A 22,274-nucleotide genomic window follows, 5' to 3' on the forward strand; every position below is an offset into this window, starting at 1 on the left:
ACGGATCCGGGCTTTTGTAGCGCATCCCACAGGGCAGACAGGCAACCTCCGCCTCAAATCGGGCATCTGGGGAAGGGAGTGGAACCGCAGGGGCCCTGACGGTGTGTCGACCGTCAGGGCCCCTCGCGTGCGTGCCGTTGCTACTCGGCCGCCACCACGGTCACATCGCCGATGCCGAGTGCCTCGACCGGCGCCTTGATCTGGGCGGCGTCACCGACGAGGACGGTCACCATGCGGTCCACCGGGAAGGCGTTCACGACGGCCGCCGTGGCCTCCACCGTGCCCGTCGCGGCCAGCTGCTGATACAGCGTCGCCTGGAAGTCGTCGGGCAGGTGCTGCTCGACCTGGTCGGCCAGCGTGCTCGCCACGGCCGCCGCGGTCTCGTACTTCAGCGGCGCCACCCCGACGAGGTTCTGCACGGCCACGTCCCGCTCGGCGTCGGTCAGGCCCTCCGCCGCGAGGGTCCGCAGCACCTTCCACAGGTCCTCCAGCGCGGGACCGGTGTTGGGGGTGTCCACGGAGCCGCTGATGGCGAGCATGGAGGCGCCCGTGCCGTCCGGTGCGGACCTGAGGACCTGCCCGAAGGCGCGCACTCCGTAGGTGTAGCCCTTCTCCTCGCGCAGGACGCGGTCCAGGCGGGAGGTGAGGGTGCCGCCGAGGCAGTAGGTGCCGAGCACCTGGGCGGGCCACACGCGGTCGTGCCGGTCGGGGCCGACGCGGCCGATGAGCAGCTGCGTCTGGACGGCGCCGGGCCGGTCCACGATGACCACGCGGCCGGTGTCGTCCGCGGTCACCGGGGGCACGGGCCGCGGCTCGCCCGGGGTGCCGGTCCAGGCGCCCAGGGTGTCGCCGAGCAGCGCGTCCAGGTCGATCCCGGTGAGGTCGCCGACCACGACGGCCGTGGCCGTGGCGGGGCGTACGTACCGGTCGTAGAAGGCGCGTACGGCGGCGGCGTCGATCTTCTCGACGGTCTCCTCGGTGCCCTGGCGCGGACGCGACATGCGCGAGGTCGCCGGGAACAGCTCCTTGGAGAGTTCCTTGGCGGCCCGGCGGGAGGGGTTGGCCAGCTCGTGCGGGATCTCGTCCAGGCGGTTGCGGACCAGCCGCTCCACCTCGCTCTCGGCGAAGGCGGGCGCGCGCAGGGCGTCGGCGATCAGGCCGAGGCCCTTGGCCAGGCGGGAGGCCGGGACCTCCAGGCTGAGCCGGACGCCGGGGTGGTCGGCGTGCGCGTCGAGCGTGGCGCCCGCGCGCTCCAGCTCGGCGGCGAACTCCTCGGCGGAGTGCTTGTCGGTACCCTCGGAGAAGGCCCGCGCCATGATCGTGGCAACGCCGTCCAGGCCGGCCGGCTCGGCGTCCAGGGGTGCGTCGAGCAGCACCTCGACGGCGACGACCTGCTGGCCGGGGCGGTGGCAGCGCAGCACGGTCAGGCCGTTGCCGAGCGCGGTGCGCTCGGGCGCCGGGAACGCCCAGGGCCGGGCCTCGCCGGGCTGCGGCTGGGGGTGGAAGTCCATGGTGGCGAGCTCGGTCACTTGGCCGTCTCCTCGTTCTCGTTACCGGCCTCTACGGTCGCTTCCTGCTCCGGGTCCTCGGGGACGTCGGCGTCCGGGGCCTCCTCCGGGGACTTCGGTTCGTAGACCAGGACCGCGCGGTTGTCGGGACGCAGACGGGCCTTGGCGACCTCCTGGACCTCCTGAGGAGTCACCTCCAGGACGCGCTTGACGGCGGTGAGGGCGAGCTGCGGGTCGCCGAACAGGACGGCGTACCGGCACAGTTCGTCCGCACGGCCGGCGACCGTGCCGAGCCGGTCCAGCCACTCGCGCTCCAACTGGGCCTGGGCGCGCTCCATCTCCTCGGGGGTGGGGCCCTCCTCGGCGAACCGGGCCAGCTCCTCGTCGATGGCGGCCTCGATGACCGGCACCTCGACGTCACCGGAGGCCTTCACGTCCAGCCAGCCCATCGAGGGCGCGCCCGCCAGGCGCAGCAGGCCGAAGCCGGCCGCGACAGCCGTACGGTCGCGGCGCACGAGCCGGTTGTACAGGCGGGAGGACTCGCCGCCGCCGAGGACGGTCAGGGCGAGGTCGGCCGCGTCGCACGCGCGCGTGCCGTCGTGCGGGAGCCGGTAGGCGGCCATCAGGGCGCGCGCCGGAACCTCCTCGACGAGGACCTCGCGCTTCTGCTCGCCGATGACCTCCGGCAGGGAGCCGTCACGCGGTGCGGGCTTGCCGTCGTGCGCGGGGATCGAGCCGAAGTACTTCTCGATCCAGGCGAGGGTCTGCTGGGGGTCGATGTCGCCGACCACGGAGAGCACCGCGTTGTTCGGCGCGTAGTAGGTGCGGAAGAACTGGCGGGCGTCCTCCAGGGTGGCCGCGTCCAGGTCCGCCATGGAGCCGATCGGCGTGTGGTGGTAGGGGTGGCCCTCCGGGTACGACAGGGCGGTCAGCTTCTCGAAGGCGGTGCCGTAGGGCACGTTGTCGTAGCGCTGGCGGCGTTCGTTCTTGACGACGTCCCGCTGGTTCTCCATGGACTCGTCGTCCAGGGCGGCGAGCAGCGAGCCCATGCGGTCGGCCTCCAGCCAGAGGGCGAGCTCCAGCTGGTGCGCGGGCATGGTCTCGAAGTAGTTGGTGCGCTCGAAGCTGGTGGTGCCGTTGAGCGAGCCGCCGGCGCCCTGCACCAGCTCGAAGTGACCGTTGCCCTTGACCTGAGCCGAGCCCTGGAACATCAGGTGCTCGAAAAGGTGAGCCAGACCGGTACGCCCCTTGACTTCGTGGCGGGAGCCGACGTCGTACCAGAGGCAGACCGCCGCCACCGGGGTCAGGTGGTCCTCGGAAAGCACCACGCGCAGACCGTTGGCCAGGCGGTGCTCGGTCGCTGTCAGGCCCCCGGAGCCTGCCTCGGCTGTGGTCGTGTGACCCATGGGCATGTACATCCCTTCGCGAGCGGATGCGGTTGTGAAAACCGCGGTCTTCCTGCCGTTCCTGCCACTGTATGCACAGCGTGCGGGGGCTCGGCGAAGTTCCCGCGGGACGTACGCCCACAGCGGATCGCGTAGCCTGCCCCGGACCCGGCCCACCGGCCCGGGAAGCCGCCTGGACCCGGGTCGTGGTACGGCTTGTCAGTGCCTCGGTCCACAATGGTCGGCGTCAGATCCGTCCCACGCTTCACGCAAGAGCGAGCCGGAGGGGCGCGTAGGTGTCGAGAGGCGCCCCGCAGGCGAACAAACAGATCAGAAGGAGCCAGGCAGCGATGGCCCGCCGCAGCACGAAGACCCCGCCGCCCGACGATTCGTTCGAGGAGAGGATCCTCGACATCGACGTCGTGGACGAGATGCGTGGCTCCTACCTCGAGTACGCGTACTCGGTCATCTACTCGCGCGCCCTCCCGGACGCACGGGACGGCCTCAAGCCGGTGCACCGCCGGATCGTGTACCAGATGAACGAGATGGGCCTGCGCCCCGACCGCGGCTATGTGAAGTGCGCGCGCGTCGTCGGCGAGGTCATGGGCAAGCTGCACCCGCACGGCGACGCGTCGATCTACGACGCCCTGGTGCGCATGGCGCAGCCCTTCTCCATGCGTGTGCCGCTCGTCGACGGGCACGGCAACTTCGGTTCGCTGGGCAACGACGACCCGCCGGCCGCCATGCGGTACACCGAGTGCCGCCAGGCCGAGGCGACGAGCCTGATGACCGAGTCGATCGACGAGGACACGGTCGACTTCGCACCCAACTACGACGGCCAGGAGCGGGAGCCGGTGGCGCTGCCCGCCGCCTTCCCGAACCTGCTGGTCAACGGCTCCTCGGGTATCGCGGTCGGCATGGCGACGAACATGCCGCCGCACAACCTGCGGGAGGTCATCGCGGCCGCCCGCCACCTGATCAAGTACCCGAACGCGGACCTGGACGCGCTGATGAAGCACGTGCCGGGACCGGACCTGCCCACCGGCGGCCGGATCGTCGGCCTGGACGGCATCCGCGACGCGTACGCCTCGGGCCGCGGCACCTTCAAGATGCGCGCCACGGTCGCGATCGAGACGGTGACCGCCCGCCGCAAGGGCCTGGTGGTCACCGAACTGCCCTTCACGGTCGGCCCCGAGAAGGTCATCGCGAAGATCAAGGACCTGGTCAACGCGAAGAAGGTCCAGGGCATCGCCGACGTCAAGGACCTCACCGACCGTGAGCACGGCCTGCGCCTGGTCATCGAGATCAAGAACGGCTTCGTGCCGGAGGCGATCCTGGAGCAGCTGTACAAGCTGACGCCGATGGAGGAGTCCTTCGGCATCAACAACGTGGCGCTGGTCGACGGCCAGCCGCTCACGCTGGGTCTGAAGGAGCTGCTGGAGGTCTACCTCGACCACCGCTTCGACGTGGTCCGGCGGCGCAGCGAGTTCCGCCGCGGCAAGAAGCGCGACCGGCTGCACCTGGTCGAGGGCCTGCTGACCGCGCTGGTCGACATCGACGAGGTCATCCGGCTGATCCGGTCCAGTGAGAACTCCGCGCAGGCCAAGGAGCGCCTGATGGAGCGCTTCTCGCTGAGCGAGGTGCAGACGCAGTACATCCTCGACACGCCGCTGCGCCGGCTCACCAAGTACGACCGCATCGAGCTGGAGGCGGAGAAGGACAAGCTCACCGCGGAGATCGCGGAGCTGACCCGGATCCTGGACTCGGACGCGGAGCTGCGCAAGCTGGTCTCCGCGGAACTGGCGGCCGTGGCCAAGAAGTTCGGCACCGACCGGCGCACCGTGCTGCTGGAGTCGGCGGGCGCCCCGGTGGCCGCGGTGCCGCTGCAGGTGGCCGACGACCCGTGCCGGGTGCTGCTGTCCTCGACGGGTCTGCTGGCCCGTACGGCGACCGCCGAGCCGTTCCCGGATCAGGCCGGCGCCAGGCGCGTCAAGCACGACGTGATCGTCTCCGCGGTTCCGGCGACCGCGCGCGGCGAGATCGGCGCGGTGACCTCGGCGGGGCGCCTGCTGCGGATCAACGTGGTCGACCTGCCCCAGCTGCCGGAGACGGCCACGGCCCCGAACCTGTCCGGAGGGGCGCCGCTGGCGGAGTTCGTCTCCCTGGAGGACGACGAGACCGTGGTCTGCCTGACCACGCTGGACGAGTCGTCGCCGGGCCTCGCGCTCGGCACCGAGCAGGGTGTCGTCAAGCGTGTGGTGCCCGACTATCCCTCCAACAAGGAGGAGTTGGAGGTCATCACCCTCAAGGAGGGCGACCGGATCGTCGGCGCGGTGGAGCTGCGCACCGGCGAGGAGGACCTGGTCTTCATCACCGACGACGCGCAGCTGCTGCGCTTCCAGGCGTCCATCGTGCGCCCGCAGGGCCGCCCGGCGGGCGGTATGGCGGGCATCAAGCTCGCCGAGGGCGCGAAGGTCATCTCCTTCACGGCCGTCGACCCCGCGGCCGACGCGGTGGTGTTCACCGTGGCGGGTTCGCGCGGCACGCTGGACGACTCGGTGCAGACGACGGCCAAGCTGACGCCGTTCGACCAGTACCCGCGCAAGGGCCGGGCCACGGGCGGTGTGCGCTGCCAGCGGTTCCTGAAGGGCGAGGACTGCCTGTCGCTGGCCTGGGCGGGACCCGCTCCCGCGCGTGCGGCGCAGAAGACCGGCACCCCGGTGGAGCTGCCGGAGCTGGACCCGCGCCGGGACGGCTCGGGCACGTCGCTGGCCAAGACGGTGTCGGTGGTCGCGGGGCCGGTGTTCTAGGCCTCGTACGACGTCTCGTACGGCTCCGGGCCGGGCTCCTGCTCGGAGCCCTGGACATAGCGCAGGACACCCCACATGCCGTGTTCGTCGGCGTGTGGGGCGTCGTTCCGGCACCCCTTGAGCTCCTGGCCGAGGACTTCCGTGTCGATGCCGGAGCCGATCAGCACGAGCTGGGTGCGGCGGTCGCCGGTGGCGCCCCAGCTCTCGGGGTAGAAGCGCAGGAACCGGCCGACGGCGTGCACGGCGTACCGGTTGAGGGGGTCGTACGGTCCGAAGTCGACGTACCCCTTGATCCGGTACAGCCCCTCGGGCCGGCTGTCCAGGAACCGCATGAGCCGGCGGGGGTCCAGGGGGACCTCGGAGGTGAAGGACAGGCTGTCGTAGCCGGTGTGCAGATGACCGGCGTGTTCCTCGCGCTCGTCGTCCCCGGTGTGCTCGTGCAGGTCGTCGAAGGACAGCTGCCCGATGCGCTCCTCGCTCGGCCTGCAGTCGAAGAGGAACTCCGGGTCGATCCGGCCGTAGGCGGCGGGGACCACGGCGGCGCGGTCCGTGAGGGACCGCACCAGACCGAGGATCCGCTCACCGTCCACGGCGCGGTCGAGCTTGTTGACCACGACCAGGTCGGCGAGGGCCAGATGCCGGTCGATCTCGGGGTGCCGGGCACGGCTGTCGTCGAACTCGGCGGCGTCCACGACCTCGACCAGGCCGCCGTAGACGACCCTCGGGTGCTCGCTGGCCAGCACCATCCGCACGAGTTCCTGGGGTTCGGCGAGCCCGCTGGCCTCGATGACGATCACGTCGATGCCGGTGTCCGGGTCGGCGAGCCGGTCCAGGTAGAGGTCGAGTTCGCCGGCGTCGACGGCACAGCAGAGGCAGCCGTTGCCCAGCGAGACGGTGGAGTCGCCGAGGGCGCCCGCGACGGCCATCGCGTCGATCTCGATGGCCCCGAAGTCATTGACGATCGCCCCGATGCGGCTGCCTCCGCTGCGGTGCAGGAGGTGGTTGAGGAGCGTGGTCTTCCCGGAGCCCAGGAAACCGGCGAGCACGACGACCGGGATCTGCGGACCGCTGCTGTTCCCCAACGGGTGACCTCTCTGCTGTGGACGGGGTGGCCCTGGCGGACCCGGGCCCCTCTGGACGGGGTGCCCTGTGGACCGGGGCCCCTGTGGACCGGGGCCCTGAGGACCGGCTGCCGGACCAGCATAAGAGGGCGCTGCTGTCGTCTCGCGCGGTCAGCGGGCGGCCGGTACCGCGACCGGCGGCTGCGGCCCGACATACCGCGCCACCGGCCGGATGATCTTCGAGTCGGCCGCCTGTTCCAGGAGGTTGGCGCTCCAGCCCACCACCCGTGCGGCGGCGAAGGTGGGAGTGAACATCTCGCGGGGCAGGCCGCAGAGTTCCATGACCACGCCGGCGTAGAACTCGACGTTGGTGTGCAGTTCGCGGCCGGGTTTCAGCTCGGCGAGGATCGCCTCGACCCGGCGCTCGACCTCCACCGCGAAGTCCACGCGCGGACCGCCGAATCCGAGGGCGATCTCCCGCAGCATCCGCGAACGCGGGTCCTCCGTGCGGTAGACGGCGTGTCCGAAGCCCATGATCCGGTCACCGGCGAGCACCCGTTCCCGGATCCAGGGGTCGATCCGGTCCGGTGTGCCGATGGCGTCCAGGGTGTCCAGGGCCCGGCTGGGCGCGCCTCCGTGCAGCGGACCGGACAGGGCGCCGACGGCTCCGGTCAGGCAGGCGGCCACGTCGGCACCGGTGGAGGCGATGACGCGGGCGGTGAAGGTCGACGCATTGAATCCATGATCAATGGTGGAGATCAAGTACTGCTCGACGGCACGCGCCCGCCGTGGCTCGGGCTCCTCACCGTTCAGCATGTACAGGTAGTTGGCCGCGTAGCGGAGGTCCTCGCGCGGCTCGACCGGGTCGAGGCCCTGTCCGAGCCGGTACAGCGCGGTGAGCAGCGTGGGTACGGCCGCGCAGACGGCCACGGTGTCGGCGCGGCGCCGGTCGGCGTCGATGTCGTACACCGGTCGCAGCCCCCGCGCCGAACCCAGCAGCGACAGGGCCGTGCGCAGTCCGGACAGCGGGCCGGAGAGGCGGCTTGCCGCGGCGATCGCGGGCAGCGCCGCGCGGACCTCCTGCGGCAGCCGGCGCAGTGCCGCGGTCTCGGCGGAGAAGGCGGCGCGGCGCTCCCCGTCCGGCAGCGAACCGTGCACCAGAAGGTGCCAGACGTCCTCGAAACCCCGGGTCCGTGCCAGTTCGACGGCCGAGTACTGGCGGTAGTGGTAGAAGCCCTCCCGCCCGCGGACGTCGCCGATCTCGGTCTCGGTGACGACGACGCCGGCGAGACCGCGCGGTGCGTCGATGAGCGGGGTTGCGGTCCTGTTGACGGCCATGGTTCTCCTCCCTGGACTTGATTCGACTGTCCATGCTTGACTAAGTTGTTGTCAATATTGATTGAATCAATGTAGCGATCAAGGTATGCGGAGGCGGCTACGGTGACCCCCATGCGCGCACACGAACCCGCCGAACCCGTCCCGCCCGGCCGTCCCGGGCGGAGGCTGACCACCAAGGAGACCGCCGAACTGCTCGGTGTGAAGCCCGAGACCGTGTACGCGTACGTGAGCCGCGGCCTGCTCAGCAGCAGACGCGAGCCCGGCGGCCGGTCCAGCACCTTCGAGGCGAAGGAGGTCGAGGCCCTCGCCCGGCGCCACCGGCGCGAGGCGGCCGTGAGCCCGGGCGCCGGCGGGGACCTCTCCGTGCGGACGCGGATCACGCTGATCGAGCGGGACCGGTACTTCTTCCGGGGCGTCGACGCCGTGGAGATGGCGCTCCGTCACTCCTACGAGGAGGTCGCGGAATGGCTGTGGACGGGCCGGCTGACCCCGGGCGTCGCCTTCTCCGCGCCCGGACCCACCGTCGAGGTGGCCCGCCGCGCCGTCAACGCCCTGAGCGAGCACGCCTCCCCCACCGACCGGCTGCGCGTCGCGGCGATCGCCGCGGCGGCCGAGGACCCGCTGCGCTTCGACCTGTCGGAGGACGCCGTGCTGAACACCGCACGCATCCTCATCCCGACCCTCGTCGCCGCGCTGCCGCCGGCCCGGCACGCCCACAAGGACGACGGCCCGCTCGCCCACCGGCTGTGGGGCCGGCTGACCGGCCGCCCGGCCGACGAGGCGTCGCTACGCGTCCTGGACACCGCGCTCGCCCTGCTCGCCGACCACGACCTGGCCGCGTCCACGCTCGCGGTCCGGGTCGCCGCCTCGGCCCGCGCACACGTCTACGCGGCCGTCTCGGCCGGGTTCGGCGTCCTGGAGGGCCCGTTGCACGGTGCCGCGAGCGGCATGGCCCACCGCATGCTGCTCGACGTGCTCGACCAGGGCACGGCGGTCCCGGTGATCGCCGACGAACTGCGCGCGGGCCGCCGCATCCCCGGGCTCGGCCACCGGCTGTACACCGGCGAGGATCCCCGCGCGCGCGTGCTGTTCGGCCTTCTGGAGCAGGTCCCGCGCGCGGAGTCCGCCCTGCTCGCCGCCCGTGACATCGTCGCCACGACCGCGCGGCACACCCCGCTGCACGCCAACGTCGACCTGGCCCTGGCGGTGTTCACCGCGTCCAGCGGCATGGCCGCAACGGCAGGCGAGACGATCTTCGCCGTCGCACGTACGGCGGGCTGGATCGCGCACGCCCTGGAGGAGTACGGCGAGCGCCCCCTGCGCATGCGCCCCGTCGGCCACTACGTCGGCCCGCGGCCTCCGCAGCCCCGCCCGGAGTAGGACACGACGACACCGGAAGTCGCCCCAGGAAGACTCAGGTTAGGCTCACCTCTGTGAGTAGGTGCGCGACCGTCTCCCGGAGCCTCGACGAGCCCGTTTCCGGCACGGCGGCCACGGCGACGACGTGGCTGCTGCTGGAACAACCCGGCCCGTGGGGCGCCAAGGCGCTCACTTCGAGTCACCTGGACCCCTCACTGGGCCGGGCCCTGGAGTCGGCCGCCGAGGGAACCGGCGTACGCGTCGCGCTCATCCGGCGCCCCGGACGTCACGCCGACCCGGGCAGGCCCTCCGTCCGGCAGCTGTACGCCGCCCACACCATGCCGGGCCGCACCTGGCTGCACAGCGCCAGGATCCGCGATCCCCGGCGGCTGCTCGGACTGGACTTCGCCGCCCTCGGAGCGGGTGACCACCGTTCCTTCGGCACCGCGCTCGGCGGCCGGCCGCACCGCGGCGACCCGCTCGCGCTGGTGTGCACCAACGGCAAGCGTGACCGCTGCTGCGCCCTCCTGGGCCGCCCCCTGGCCGCCGAACTGGCCGCCTCCGAAGTGCGCGGCGTCTGGGAGGTCACCCATCTGGGTGGACATCGCTTCTCGCCGACCGTGCTCGTCCTGCCGTACGGCTACGCCTACGGCCGCGTCGAGGCGCACACCGTCAAGGAGGCGCTGCACGGCGTCCAGGAAGGGCGCGTCGTGGTCGAGGGCTGCCGGGGGTGCTCGGCCTGGGAACGGCCCGGTCAGGCGGCCGAGCTGGCTGTCCGGTCGGCCGCCGGCGAGTACCGGGCGGGGGTGCTGAGCATCGTACGGACCGACGGCAGGGCTCCGCGCTGGCAGGTCACCGTCGGACACGCCGACGGCCGACGCTGGCGGGTGACCGTGGCGCAGGGCGCGTCGCTGCCGCCCCGTCCGGAGAGCTGTGGCGCGGCGGTGCTGGGGACGCCCGCGCGGATGGACGTGGTCGACGTGCGCGAGCTGAGGCCGACGGCGCTGGCGAGCTGAGCGGCCACCTCGTTCAAGAACTGGTCAAGAGATCCCCACCACACCCCCTGGGGCGTGGTGAGTCCTTCCACGTACCGTCATGGGTATGAGCCCCACGCCCTCCGCACGCCGTCTGCGTCTCGGTATGCCACGGCGGGTCTTCTCGCAGGTGCTGCTGATGCAGGTGGCGATCGCCGCGGGGGTCGCGGTGCTCGCGACCGGGCTGTTCCTGGCGCCGCTGAGCAGGCAGCTGGACCAGGAGGCGATGCGCAGGGCGCTGGCCATCGCCGAGACCACGGCCCAGGACCCGCAGATCGCCGAGGGCGTCCTGACGACCCCGCCGACCACCGACGGACCGGTGCAGAAGGAGGCCGAGCGGATCCGGCACGCCACCCACGCCGAATACATCGTCGTGATGGACCGACGGGGCGTCCGCTGGTCGCACACCACCCCCTCGGAGATCGGCGACCATGTCTCGACCTCCCCGAAAGAGGCGCTGGCCGGCCACAAGGTCATGCAGATCGACACCGGCACCCTGGGCCGCTCCGCGCGCGGCAAGGTGCCGCTGTACGACGTACACCACCGCATCATCGGCGCGGTCTCGGTCGGTATCGCCTACGACAGTGTGCGGGCACGGCTGATCAGCGCGATCCCGGGGCTGTTGGCCTACGCCGGCGGTGCCCTCGCGGTGGGTGCGCTGGCCGCCTGGCTGATCTCCCGCCGGGTCCAGCGGCAGACCCGGGACCTGGCCTTCTCCGACATCTCGGCGCTGCTCGCGGAGCGCGAGGCGATGCTGCACGGCATCCGTGAGGGCGTGGTCGCCCTCGACCGCGGCGGCCGTATCCGCCTGTTCAACGACGAGGCGCGGCGGCTGCTGGGCATCGGCGACGAGGCCGTCGGACAGACCCCCGACGCGGCGCTCGGTGCGGGCCGTACGACGGACGTGCTGGCCGGCCGGGTGACCGGCACCGACCTGCTGACCGTGCGCGGCCAGCGGGTGCTGGTCGCCAACCGCATGCCCACCGACGACGGCGGCGCCGTGGCCACCCTGCGCGACCGCACCGAGCTGGAGCGGCTGGGGCGTGAACTGGATTCCACGCGCGGACTGATCGACGCCCTGCGCGCCCAGGACCACGAGCACGCCAACCGCATGCACACCCTGCTCGGACTGCTGGAACTGGAGATGTACGACGACGCCGTGGAGTTCGTCGGCGAAGTGGTCGGCGACCACCGGGCCACGGCCGAGCAGGTCACCGAGAAGATCCAGGATCCCCTGCTGGCCGCGCTGCTGGTCGGCAAGGCGACCGTGGCGGCCGAGCGCGGTGTCGCGCTGTGGGTGTCGGAGCGCACCCGGCTGCCCGACCGGCTGATCGATCCGCGGGGCCTTGTCACAGTGGTCGGCAACCTGGTCGACAACGCCCTCGACGCGGTCGCCGGCACGCTCCACGCGCGCGTGGAGGTCGAGTTGCGCACCGAGGGCCGTACGGTGGTGCTCAGAGTGCGCGACACGGGCCCCGGGATCCCGGCCGAGCAGCGGGAGTTGGTCTTCGCTGACGGCTGGTCCACCAAGCAGCCGCCGGCGCACGGCAAGCGTGGCATCGGGCTCTCACTGGTGCGTCGGCTCGCCGAACGGCACGGCGGGAGCGCGACGGTGGACGCGGCGGACGGCGGCGGTGCGGAGTTCACCGTGGTCCTGCCGGAGACGCTGACCGATCCTGAGCTGGATCCCTCGGTACTCGACGAGTCCGCCGAGCCTGCCGCCCTCACCGAGGAGGAGGCGCGATGATCGAGGTCCTGGTCGTGGACGACGACACCCGCGTCGCCCGGGTCAATGCCGCGTACGTGGCGAAGGTGCCGGGATTCCACGTCGTCGGCGAGGCGCACAGCGCCGCCGAAGCGCTGCGCCAGGTGGAGACGCTGCCGCGGCTGGACCTGGTCCTCATGGACCACTACCTGCCCGACGACACCGGTCTCGCGGTCGTGCGGGAGATGCGCCGGCGCGGCCACGAGACCGACGTGATCATGGTGACGGCGGCGCGGGACGTGTCGACCGTCCAGGCCGCGATGCGGCAGGGGGCGCTGCAGTACCTGGTGAAGCCGTTCGCCTTCACCGGTCTGCGCACCAAACTGGAGGCGTACGCGCAGCTGCGGCGCACCCTGGACGGCGGCGGCGAGGCCGAACAGGCCCAGGTGGACCGCATCTTCGGCGCCCTGTCCGCGCCGTCGGAGCCCGCGCTGCCCAAGGGGCACTCCCCCACGACGGCCGAGCTGGTGCGCCAGGCGCTGATGAACGCCGAAGGGGCGCTGTCCGCCCACGAGATCGCCGAGCGGACCGGGGTGAGCCGGCAGACGGCCCAGCGGTATCTGAAACTCCTGGAGCGCACCGGACGGGCGCGGCTGACCCTCAAATACGGCGACGCGGGCCGCCCGGAACACCGTTACGTGTGGGCGACCCGCGGCTGAGCGGACTCGTCTACTTGGCAGCGTTGACGAACTCGGTCGTGTAGGTCTTGCTCAAGTCGACCTTGGCGTTCTTGATGTTGGCGTTGAACGACTTGAGGACCTTCTCAACGGTCTCCGGGCCGCCCTGGGGCATCACGCCGTCGTCGGTGAACATCGGCAGGGTGCTCTTGATGGCCTGTGCATAGAGGGCCTTGTTGCCCTGGGAGTAGTCGGCGGGCATCTTCGCGGCGATCTCGTCGGCGCTGTGGGTGGACATCCACTTGAGCGTCTTGACGAACGCGTTGACCAACTTCTGGACGGTGTCCTTGTGCCCGTTCACCCAGTCCGTCTGCATGTACAGACTTGACGACGGGTACGGCCCGCCCAGTGCCTTCTGCGAGCCCTCGGGGGTGCGCATGTCGAGAAGGACCTTCCCGGCCTTCTTGTCCAGGATCGTGGCGACGGTCGGGTCGGTGGTCATACCGCCGTCGATCGCCCCGTTCTGCAGGGCCGCGATGAACGTGGGCCCTGCGCCCACGGCGACGGGCGAGAACTCGCTGACGTTCACGCCGTTCTTGACCGCCAGGTACTTGGTGAGGAAGTCGGTGGAGGAGCCGAGCCCGGTCACGCCCAGCTTGCGGCCCTTGAAGTCCTTGGGCGAGGTCAGGTCTCCGGCCGCCTTGTCCGAGACGACCTCGACCTCACCGGGCGCGTGCGAGAACTGGACGACCGACTCCACCGACTTGCCCTTGGTCTGCAGGTCGAGGGTGTGGTCGTAGAAGCCGACCGCTCCCTGCACCTGGCCGGAGACGAGCGCGGTCTCGGCCTGGACACCGGCGGGCTCGCTGAGGAGTTGGACATTCAAACCTTCGGCCTGGAAGTAGCCGAGTCGCTGGGTGAGCATGGCGGGCAGGTAGATGACCTTGTCGAGGCCACCGACCATGATCTTGACCGTCTCACCCTTGCCGCCGCCTCCGGTGTCGGCGGTGGAGCTGGCCGCGTCGTTGGCGCAGGCGGTGAGCGAGGAGAGGGCGAGCAGGCCGGCGGCGGCCAGGGAGGCGTGTCTGGCGGTGTTGCGCATGCGGTTCACGTCCTTGTGAGAGGGCGGTGCGGGGAAGGCGTGGGGGGCTGGTCCGGGGCGGGGCCGGTCAGTCGTCGGAACCGGCGGGCTTCCAGCGGAAGATGCGGCGCTCGGCAAACGTGAGCAGTCCTTCGGCGGCGAGGGCGACGACCGCGAGGATGACCATCGCGGCGTACACACCGGCCGAGTTGAAGGTGTTCTGCGACTGGGAGACGAGCAGGCCGATGCCCTTCGTGGCGCCGATGTACTCGCCGACGATGGCGCCGATGAGCGCGAAGCCGAAGCTGACGTGGAGGCTCGTGAAGATCCAGGAGGTGGCCGACGGGATGACCACCTGGAGCGTGACCCGGCGGTCGCTGGCACCCAGGATGCGGGCGTTGGCCACCAGGTTGCGGTCCACCTCCCGGGCGCCCTGGAAGGCGTTGAAGAACACCGGGAAGAAGACCAGCACGACGGCGGAGGCGACCTTGGAGGACGGTCCGAGCCCGAACCAGATCAGGAAGATCGGCGCCAGGACGATCCTGGGAATCGAGTTGAGAACCTTGATGTATGGACCAAGGACCTCGGCGAGCAATCTGATCCGCCCGAGCGCAATGCCGAGCAACACACCGGCAACCACACCGAAGACCCAGCCGAGGAGTGCCTCGTAGAGGGTGTACCAGATCTGTTCGCCGAGCGATCCGAGCGCGGTTCCGTGCATGACCCAGGTCCAGATCTGGTCCCAGATCTGCGACGGCATCGAGAAGTTGAACGAGTCGATGATCTTGGCCCGGGACAGCCCTTCCCACAGGCCCAGCACGGCCACCAGGAGCAGCACGCGCGCGGCGGAGACGAGGGCCTTGCGGCGGCGGGCGGCCTGGGCCCGCGACTGGGCGCGGTCCGGGACCTTGGCCGTGTCGACGACCGGCGTGCTGATGACCTCAGGCGACATGGGCGGCACCTCTTTCGCGGGTGATGCGGACCTCTTCGCCGAGGGACTCCCAGATCTCGCGGTAGATCTCGATGAACCGCGGCTCAAGGCGCACCGACTCGACCTTGCGCGGCCGGGGCAGGTCGATGTCGAAGACCTGCTTCACGGTCGCGGGGCCGGCGGTCATCACGACGACCTTGTCGGCGAGCGCGATGGACTCCTCAAGGTCATGGGTGACGAAGACGACGGAGGCTCCCGTGCCCTCCCACAGCTCCAGCAGTTCGTCCGACATCAGGGCCCGCGTCTGCACGTCCAGCGCCGAGAACGGCTCGTCCATCAGCAGGATCTCGGGGTCGTTGACGAAAGTGGCGGCGAGGGCGACGCGCTTGCGCTGGCCGCCGGAGAGCTGGTGCGGGTAGCGGTCCTCGAAGGCGGCGAGTCCGACGCGGGCCAGCCACTCCTGGGCCTTCTCCTTGGCCTCGGCCTTCGGTACGCCCCGGAAGCGCGGGCCGGCCATGACGTTGGACAGGACCGTGCGCCAGGGGAACGTGGCGTCCTGCTGGAAGACGAAACCGACCTTGTCGCCGACGCCGTCGACCGGCTCGCCGGCCACCAGCACCTCGCCCTCAGTGGGCTCCTCCAGGCCGCTGACCAGCGTCAGCGTGGTGGACTTACCGCAGCCGGTCGGTCCTACGACGGCCACGAACTCGCCGCGCTCGACGGTGAGGTCCAGACCGCGCACGGCCGTGTGCAGTCCCCCTGACGGGGTTCTGAAGGTCTTGCTCGCGCCCCGCAGCTCAATGGCGGGGCTGGTGTGTGCGCTCATGGCCCGGGACGGTAGGTGTGGCCCCGGCCACAGCAGGAGTCTTGTGAGCACAAGCCCTTCTTTTGCTCGCAAGAGCCTGTTGTGCTCATTTTGCTCGCGCTACAACTGCGGAGCACGAAACACGGGCTTAACGCTCGCCGGCCTTAGGAGAGGCCTGATGATTGACGTCCTGGTCGTGGACGACGACTTCCGCGTCGCTGAGATAAACGCCAAGTACGTGGGAAAGGTTCCCGGCTTCCGGGTGGCCGCCCGCGCGCACAGCGCCGCCCAGGCCCTGGCCGCCGTCGAGCGCGGCGGCATCGACCTGGTCCTGCTCGATCACTATCTGCCGGACCGGACCGGTCTCGACCTGGTGCACCGCATGCGGGAGCAGGGCCACGGCACGGATGTCATCATGATCACCGCGGCCAGCGATGTGACGACCGTCCAGCAGGCGATGCGCCTGGGCGCCCTGCACTACCTGGTCAAACCCTTCACCTTCGCCGCCCTGCGCGCCCGCCTCGACTCCTATGCCGCCCTGCGCCGCACGGTGGACCGCGTCGGCGGCCGGGGCCTGACGGGCCAGGAGCAGGTGGACCGGATCTTCGGAGCGCTGCGCGCCGCTCCCGCACCGTCCGCGCCCGGCCTGCCGAGCGGCCACTCGGAGCCCACGACCGATCTGATCTGCGGTGTCCTGCACCGTGCGGGCCAGCCGCTGTCGGCCCACGAGGTGGCCGCCAGGACCGGCCTGAGCCGCTCCACGGCCCAGCGCTACCTCCGCCACCTGGAACAGGCCGGCCGCCTGCGGCTGTCCCTGAAGTACGGCGACACCGGCCGGCCCGAGCACCGGTACGCCTGGGTGGCGCCCTAGGAGTCGTCTTCAAGTCTCACGCCCACATCAGGAGCTGTGCGAGGGTGACGGCTGCTTGGCAGGGCTGGTCTTGCCGGTTCCGGAGACGTTCACCGGCCCCAGCCCTCTCAAGGGCGGCCGGGACCAGAACGACTCGCACTTCGACGCCGGACAGCTCACGCCGTTCGTGTTCGACCTCCGCATCGACAAGCCGGCCGACCTCGCACCCGGTTCCATCAAGGTGACGCCGTCGACCCGGGACGGCAACGCCAAGGACAACACCGCGGCGATCACGGTGACCGCCGACGGCTCCCAGGGCGACGGCTCCGGCTCCTCCTCGGGGGGCGGCTCCTCCTCCGGGGGCGGCTCCGGCGGCGGTTCGGCCTCCGGCGGCACCTCCGGCTCCGCCTCGGCCGGATCCGGCACCGCGGCTTCGGGCAGCACCGGGCAGGGCTCGATGGCCGACACGGGCACCGGCGCGCTGCCCTGGTACGCGGCTGCGGCGGCCTTGGTCGCCCTGATCACGGGCGGCACCCTGTTCGTCGTCGCGCGGCGCCGCAGAAACTGAGTCGAGTGGGAGTTCGTCCGGCCGCTGCTGCCCGAGTCGTTGCGAGGCAGCACCCGGTTCCGCCGGTGGGCCCTGGACGGCAGGTTCGAGCGGATGCTCCAGGCCGACCAGGCCCGAGGCGGACTGACCAGCAGGATTCACCTGGCGGGCGACTCCCTGGGGCGTCCGCTCGCCTTTACGAAGCGATCCGGGCCTGGCTCGGGCGGCGGGGCGTCGGCCACACCGTCCCGGAACGGTCCGACCAGATCCGCCACCGGCTCCGGCGCGGCCGTCGCGGCGGGCGCCCGCCGGCCTTCGACAGGCGTCTCTGTGAGCGGCGCAACGTAGTCGAACGCTGCTTCAACCGCTTGAAACAGTGGCGAGGGATCGCCACCCGCCACGCCGGACGGACCGCGTGCCCGGCTAGGCGGCACCGGCGCCGGTCAGCGACCGTACCTCCGTCTCGGCGTACTTGGCCTCGTCCGCGACCTCGATCGAGGTGACCGTGCCCAGCCAGCCGGCGAGGAAGCCGAGCGGGATGGAGACGATGCCCGGGTTCTGCAACGGGAAGTACTGGAAGTCGACGTCCGGGAAGAGGGAGCCCGGGCTGCCGGACACCACCGGGGAGAGCAGCACGAGTCCCAGCGCCGGGATCAGCCCGCCGTACACGGCCCACACCGCACCGCGGGTGGTGAAACCTCGCCAGAACAGCGAATACAGCAGTACCGGAAGGTTCGCCGACGCGGCGACGGCGAACGCGAGACCGACGAGGAAGGCGACGTTGAGATCACGGGCCAGCAGACCGAGCGCGATCGCCACGACGCCGGTGCCGACCGCCGCCCACCGTGCCACCGTCACCTCGCTGCGCGCCGTGGGGCGAGACCGCCGCAGCGACGCGTACAGGTCGTGCGCCACCGACACCGATGAGGCAAGCGTGATGCCGGCGACCACGGCGAGGATCGTGGCGAACGCGACGGCGGCGACGACCGCGAAGAGAACCGTTCCGCCGGTGGAACCCGCGCCGCCGCCCAGCTCCAGTGCGAGCAGGGGCACCGCCGTGTTCCCTGCCGCGTTCGAACCGCGTACCGCATCCGGCCCCACGACCGCGGCCGCTCCGAAGCCGAGCACGATCGTCATCAGATAGAAGCCGCCGATCAGCCCGATGGACCACACCGCGGAGCGGCGGGCGGCCCGCGCGGTGGGCACGGTGTAGAAGCGCGACAGGATGTGCGGCAGTCCCGCCGTGCCCAGCACCAGGGCCAGTCCCAGGCTGATGAAGTCCAGGCGGGCGGTCCAGGTGCCCCCGTACTTGAGGCCCGGCGCCAGGAACGCCCTTCCATGACCGCTGCGCTCGGCGGCCGTGAGCAGCAACCGGTCGACGTCGCCGTGGAAGCGCAGCAGGAGAAGCACGGTCAGCGCGACCGTGCCGCCCAGCAGCAGGACCGCCTTCACGATCTGGATCCAGGTGGTGGCCCGCATCCCTCCCAACGACACATAGATCACCATCAGCGCGCCGACCCCGACGACCACCCATGCCCCGGCAGCTCCGCTCGTCCGCCCCAGCAGCAACGCCACCAGACTGCCCGCGCCGACCATTTGCGCCACCAGGTAGAGAACGGACACCGTGACCGAGGAGGTTCCCGCCGCGATCCGCACCGGCCGCTCTCGCATCCGCGCGGCCACCACGTCGGCCAGCGTGAACCGCCCGCAGTTGCGGACCAGTTCGGCCACGAAGAACAGCACCACCAGCCAGGCCACGAGAAAGCCCACCACATACAGCATCCCGTCGTACCCGTACAGCGCGATCAGCCCGGTGACCCCGAGGAAGGAGGCGGCCGACATGTAGTCACCCGCGATGGCAAAACCATTCTCCATGGGAGAGAACAACCGCCCTCCCGCATAGAACTCCTCCGCCGAACCGTGCCGGCGACGGCTCACCCACGTCGTGATCCCGAGCGTGACGGCCACGAAGCCGCTGAACAGCAGCAGCGCCAGCACCTGGTGCCGATCGGTCACGAGGCGCCTCCCCGTGCCCCGCGGGTCAGTTCCTGGGTGTCCCAGCGCAGCTCCAGCGCCGCCCGGTCCCGGCGCAGCCGCGCATGCCGTGCGTAGGCCCAGGTGAGCAGGAACGTGGTGAGGAACTGTCCCAGCCCGGCCAGCATGCCCACGTTCACCGCCCCGGCCACGGGCCGGGCCATGAGCCCCGGAGCGGCCGTGGCGGTGACCAGATAGCTCACATACCAGACGAGGAACACGGCGACTCCCGGCACGACGAACCGCCGGTACCTGGTGCGCACCTCCTGGAAGGCCGCACTGCGCTGCACCTCGGCGTACACGTCCCGGGCACGGACGGCCGTTCCGCTCCGCTCCCCGCGAGCGGACGGTACGGCGGGCACCGGCACACCGGCGCCGTCCAGCTCGTCCCAGCCGGAGGCCAACGCGTCGCACCAGGGGTCCTCGTCCCCGGCTCCCCGAGGACGATCATTGCTTGACTGCATGCCCAAGGATGGACAGACCCGGAAGATCCCCGACTCTTCTTCTCTCGGCTCTTCACCCCATCAGGTGACTTCACTGCGTGGGCGGCCGCACCAGCCCCTTGCTGTAGGCGTAACGCACCGCCTGTGCCCTGTCCTTGAGTCCCGTTTTGGAGAAGAGATTGTTGATGTGTGTCTTCACGGTCGCGGTCGACACATGCAGCTTGCGGGCGATCTCCTGGTTGCTGAGTCCTTCGGCGATCAGCAGCAGGACCTCGGTCTCCCGGGCGGTCAGCCCGTCGGGCGGCGTATCGGCGGTCACCGGCGGGCTGGGCTCGGGCTGTGACAGCCGCTCCAGCAACCGGCGTTGGACGCTCGGCGACAGACCCGCGTCCCCCGACAGCACGCTCTCCACGGCACGCACGATCTCGTCACCGCCCGCGTCCTTGGTCAGATAGCCCCGGGCGCCGGCGCGCAGCGCGGGGAACAACGACTCGTCGTCCGCGAATGTGGTGAGCACCACGACCTGGGTCCCGGGATGCTGCGCCCGGATCCGCCGGGTGGCCTCCACACCGTCGCAGCGGGGCATCCTGAGGTCCATCAGGACGACGTCCGGGGCCAGTTCCGCCACCAGGCGCACCGCCTCCTCGCCGTCTCCCGCGGAACCCACGACCTCCACACCGGGCAGCAGTCCGAGCAGCATCACGATGCCCTCCCGGACCACGGTCTGGTCGTCGGCGACCACCACCCGTGCGGGCTTCTTCTCCCCCTCCGTCTCCGTCATACAGGTACCTTCAGCGTCACCACGAACCCCTCCTCGCCCGGCCCCGCGTCCAGAGAGCCGCCCAGCAGCTCGGCACGCTCCCGCATGCCCAGCAGACCGTATCCGCCCCCCGACCCCGTCAGTTCACCCGGCCGCCCGCCCGAGTCCCGTACCGCGAGCGTCACTTCGTGTTCGCTGTAGTCGAGCCGCAGCTGCACCTTGGCACCGTGGGCGTGCTTGCGGACGTTCGTCAGTGCTTCCTGGGCCACTCTGCGCACGGCCTGGGAGGCCTCGGCCGACAGGGGCCTGCGCTCACCCGTCACGGTGACCTCGGCGCCGTCGGCTCCGCTGACGAGTTCGCCCAGGAAGTCCTCCAGCGGGGTCAGTTCGCCCCGCAGCGCGGACAGGGCCTGCCGGGTCTCGGCGAGTCCGTCGCGAGCCATGCCCCGCGCGGCCACCACCCGCTCCAGGATCCGCTCGCGGTCCGCGCCGTTCTCGATCAGCAGCCGGGCCGCCTCCAGGTGCACCAGCTGCGCCGAGAGGCTGTGGGCCAGCACGTCGTGGATCTCTCGTGCGATCCGCGCTCGCTCGGCCAGCGCTGCGGACTCGGCTTCGGCCGACCGGGCGGCACGCTCCTGGGCAAGGAGCCGCTGCGCGTTGCCGCGGGCCTCCGCGTCCAGCCGCAGGACGTATCCGGCGAGGGCCATGCCGGCCACGGTGGCGGCCGTGGTCAGCCATGCGTCGTTGTTGAACGCGGAGTACGAGGCCAGCGCGACCGACGCCACGGGTACTGCTGCTCCCAGCGGGAGCCGCTCCAGGGCGCTGATTCCGCAGCCGCACCAGAGCACCAGGGCCGGCGCTGTGAACCCCGTTGCCTCGGCGACGACGGCGATCCCCAGGAGGATGCCGATGAAGGCGAGGGAGGGAACCAGCCGGTGCTGGTAGGTGGTCCGGAAGAAGGCCCAGGAGACGAGAGCGGCGAGGAGAACTCCCGCCGCTGCCGCGAGTCCGCTCCAGACGCCGACATGCCTCTGGCTGAAGGCGCTCCACAGCAGCAGCACGAGCACGAGCAGTCTCACGGCCCAGGCGATCATGCGCCGGGTGCGGGAGGTGCCCTCGCGGCCGAGCGCCTCTCGCGACGGCCAGCGGGTCAAGGCGTACTCCGTCACACGCGCTCCTTCCAGGCCGACCGCATGCCGTCACCGTACGCCGGGGCCGGACGGTCCGCGGGGCCGAGGGGCTGCGCCCGCCAGACCAGGATGCCGTCGCGGACCAGCAGCGTGGCGCCGAGGGTGAGCATCAGAGCGGAGCTGTTCTGGTGCAGGCCGAGCGCGAGGCCGAGGGCGTAGAGACCGATCCGCAGGGCGATGCCCACTCCCCATGCGGCGAGGCTTGCCTTGGTGCTCTTGGTCCATACGACGCCGTCCGGAGCCGTCCAGACGCGGGTCGTCCACGCCCAGCCGGCGCCGGTGGCCACACCTATGAGCAGCTCCACCGCGAGCAGTACGGCGGATTCCGCGCGGTGGTGGGCGTCCAGGATGCCGGGCTCGCGCAGCGCGACGACGGCGAGGATGACCGGGACGAGCCACCAGCGCCGGTCGGTGCTGATCGCGCGGGCACGGAACTGCCGCGCGATCACCGTGGCGGCGACGGCCCCTATCACCAGCGCGTTGACGAGCCCGGACATCAGAGCCTCCGTGAGCGAGAAGGTGGTGCCGGGAGCGGGCGCTGCCGACACCTACGAAGCTACGGAAAAGCGCAGGTCGGGAGATCGGCGCCGGGGTGGATCAGGGGTGGAAACCTGGAGCGGTCGCTCTCCACCCACGGGTGTAGAGACCGGTCAGGGCGGAAGCGGGGTCGGAAGAAGGCGTGGTCGGCCATGGCGGGGTACCGGGCCGACCGGCGCCGCCTGCGCGGAGACCCCTGGCCAACCAGTGCCGGCGACG

General features: G+C 71.2%; 19 protein-coding genes and 1 pseudogene. 8 read left to right on the forward strand and 12 right to left on the reverse strand.

Annotated features, from left to right (window positions below):
* Window positions 1-140: 140 nt before the first annotated feature.
* Together ACZ41I_RS31625 and ACZ41I_RS31630 are read right to left on the reverse strand one after the other, a co-directional pair.
* Window positions 141-1,529: a M16 family metallopeptidase gene (locus ACZ41I_RS31625; protein WP_363215059.1), complete on the reverse strand. Its 1,389-nt coding sequence runs from the start codon at window positions 1,527-1,529 to the stop codon at window positions 141-143.
* The gene (locus ACZ41I_RS31630; RefSeq protein WP_363215058.1) at window positions 1,526-2,920 is read right to left on the reverse strand and encodes a M16 family metallopeptidase; all 1,395 of its coding nucleotides are present in this window, start codon (window positions 2,918-2,920) and stop codon (window positions 1,526-1,528) included. The genes ACZ41I_RS31625 and ACZ41I_RS31630 overlap by 4 nt, the downstream gene beginning before the upstream one ends.
* A gap of 323 nt (window positions 2,921-3,243) precedes the next feature.
* Here ACZ41I_RS31630 and ACZ41I_RS31635 point away from each other — a divergent pair, with 323 nt between their 5' ends.
* On the forward strand, window positions 3,244-5,703 hold the full coding sequence (locus ACZ41I_RS31635) for a DNA topoisomerase (ATP-hydrolyzing) subunit A (protein WP_399772371.1): 2,460 nt from the start codon (window positions 3,244-3,246) through the stop codon (window positions 5,701-5,703).
* On the opposite strand, the gene ACZ41I_RS31640 is transcribed toward ACZ41I_RS31635, so the two are convergent.
* Window positions 5,700-6,785, reverse strand: coding sequence for a CobW family GTP-binding protein (locus ACZ41I_RS31640; protein ID WP_468515666.1), 1,086 nt, complete (start codon window positions 6,783-6,785; stop codon window positions 5,700-5,702). The genes ACZ41I_RS31635 and ACZ41I_RS31640 overlap by 4 nt on opposite strands.
* A 150-nt stretch (window positions 6,786-6,935) precedes the next feature.
* Window positions 6,936-8,102 (reverse strand): citrate synthase, encoded by a 1,167-nt coding sequence (locus ACZ41I_RS31645; RefSeq protein ID WP_399772376.1) that lies wholly within the window; start codon window positions 8,100-8,102, stop codon window positions 6,936-6,938.
* Window positions 8,103-8,213: 111 nt separating this feature from the next.
* Between ACZ41I_RS31645 and ACZ41I_RS31650 the strand changes: the two genes are divergently transcribed.
* The 4 genes from ACZ41I_RS31650 (at window position 8,214) to ACZ41I_RS31665 (ending at window position 12,919) form a co-directional block, all read left to right on the forward strand.
* Window positions 8,214-9,482, forward strand: coding sequence for a citrate synthase (locus ACZ41I_RS31650; RefSeq protein WP_468515667.1), 1,269 nt, complete (start codon window positions 8,214-8,216; stop codon window positions 9,480-9,482).
* A 53-nt stretch (window positions 9,483-9,535) separates the two neighbouring features.
* Window positions 9,536-10,477 carry a sucrase ferredoxin gene (locus ACZ41I_RS31655; RefSeq protein WP_468515668.1) on the forward strand — a complete coding sequence of 314 codons (942 nt, stop codon included), beginning with the start codon at window positions 9,536-9,538 and terminating at the stop codon, window positions 10,475-10,477.
* An 85-nt stretch (window positions 10,478-10,562) separates the two neighbouring features.
* Window positions 10,563-12,242, forward strand: coding sequence for an ATP-binding protein (locus ACZ41I_RS31660; protein WP_468515669.1), 1,680 nt, complete (start codon window positions 10,563-10,565; stop codon window positions 12,240-12,242).
* Window positions 12,239-12,919 carry a response regulator gene (locus ACZ41I_RS31665; RefSeq protein ID WP_468515670.1) on the forward strand — a complete coding sequence of 227 codons (681 nt, stop codon included), beginning with the start codon at window positions 12,239-12,241 and terminating at the stop codon, window positions 12,917-12,919. The genes ACZ41I_RS31660 and ACZ41I_RS31665 overlap by 4 nt, the downstream gene beginning before the upstream one ends.
* A gap of 10 nt (window positions 12,920-12,929) precedes the next feature.
* Here the strand turns inward: ACZ41I_RS31665 and ACZ41I_RS31670 are convergent, their stop codons facing one another.
* From ACZ41I_RS31670 to ACZ41I_RS31680, 3 genes are all read right to left on the reverse strand, one after another.
* Complete coding sequence (locus tag ACZ41I_RS31670; RefSeq protein ID WP_399772387.1) at window positions 12,930-13,979, reverse strand: ABC transporter substrate-binding protein; 1,050 nt, start codon at window positions 13,977-13,979, stop codon at window positions 12,930-12,932.
* 67 nt (window positions 13,980-14,046) lie between these two features.
* A complete protein-coding gene (locus tag ACZ41I_RS31675; RefSeq protein WP_399772389.1) occupies window positions 14,047-14,910 on the reverse strand; it encodes an ABC transporter permease in 864 nt (287 codons plus the stop codon).
* Window positions 14,900-15,715: an ABC transporter ATP-binding protein gene (locus ACZ41I_RS31680; RefSeq protein WP_363215048.1), complete on the reverse strand. Its 816-nt coding sequence runs from the start codon at window positions 15,713-15,715 to the stop codon at window positions 14,900-14,902. The genes ACZ41I_RS31675 and ACZ41I_RS31680 overlap by 11 nt, the downstream gene beginning before the upstream one ends.
* Before the next feature lie 157 nt (window positions 15,716-15,872).
* On the opposite strand from ACZ41I_RS31680, the gene ACZ41I_RS31685 reads away from it, so the two are divergent.
* The 3 genes and pseudogenes from ACZ41I_RS31685 to ACZ41I_RS31695 all read left to right on the forward strand — a co-directional run.
* Window positions 15,873-16,565: a response regulator gene (locus ACZ41I_RS31685; protein ID WP_363215047.1), complete on the forward strand. Its 693-nt coding sequence runs from the start codon at window positions 15,873-15,875 to the stop codon at window positions 16,563-16,565.
* A 55-nt stretch (window positions 16,566-16,620) separates the two neighbouring features.
* Complete coding sequence (locus tag ACZ41I_RS31690) at window positions 16,621-17,112, forward strand: hypothetical protein (RefSeq protein ID WP_468515671.1); 492 nt, start codon at window positions 16,621-16,623, stop codon at window positions 17,110-17,112.
* Window positions 17,113-17,294: 182 nt separating this feature from the next.
* Window positions 17,295-17,489: pseudogene (locus tag ACZ41I_RS31695) on the forward strand (IS5/IS1182 family transposase); the annotation flags it as partial.
* A gap of 25 nt (window positions 17,490-17,514) precedes the next feature.
* Here the strand turns inward: ACZ41I_RS31695 and ACZ41I_RS31700 are convergent.
* From ACZ41I_RS31700 to ACZ41I_RS31720, 5 genes are all read right to left on the reverse strand, one after another.
* Window positions 17,515-19,107, reverse strand: coding sequence for a solute symporter family protein (locus ACZ41I_RS31700; RefSeq protein ID WP_468515672.1), 1,593 nt, complete (start codon window positions 19,105-19,107; stop codon window positions 17,515-17,517).
* Window positions 19,104-19,589 (reverse strand): DUF485 domain-containing protein, encoded by a 486-nt coding sequence (locus ACZ41I_RS31705; protein WP_399772398.1) that lies wholly within the window; start codon window positions 19,587-19,589, stop codon window positions 19,104-19,106. Before ACZ41I_RS31705 ends, ACZ41I_RS31700 begins: the two co-directional genes overlap by 4 nt.
* Before the next feature lie 70 nt (window positions 19,590-19,659).
* A complete protein-coding gene (locus ACZ41I_RS31710) occupies window positions 19,660-20,349 on the reverse strand; it encodes a response regulator transcription factor (RefSeq protein WP_468515673.1) in 690 nt (229 codons plus the stop codon).
* Complete coding sequence (locus tag ACZ41I_RS31715) at window positions 20,346-21,497, reverse strand: sensor histidine kinase (RefSeq protein WP_363215042.1); 1,152 nt, start codon at window positions 21,495-21,497, stop codon at window positions 20,346-20,348. Before ACZ41I_RS31715 ends, ACZ41I_RS31710 begins: the two co-directional genes overlap by 4 nt.
* Window positions 21,494-22,015 (reverse strand): DUF1453 domain-containing protein, encoded by a 522-nt coding sequence (locus ACZ41I_RS31720; protein WP_468515674.1) that lies wholly within the window; start codon window positions 22,013-22,015, stop codon window positions 21,494-21,496. Before ACZ41I_RS31720 ends, ACZ41I_RS31715 begins: the two co-directional genes overlap by 4 nt.
* Between the last annotated feature and the right edge of the window lie 259 nt (window positions 22,016-22,274).

It is taken from the genome of Streptomyces sp. NPDC030799, assembly GCF_055572255.1.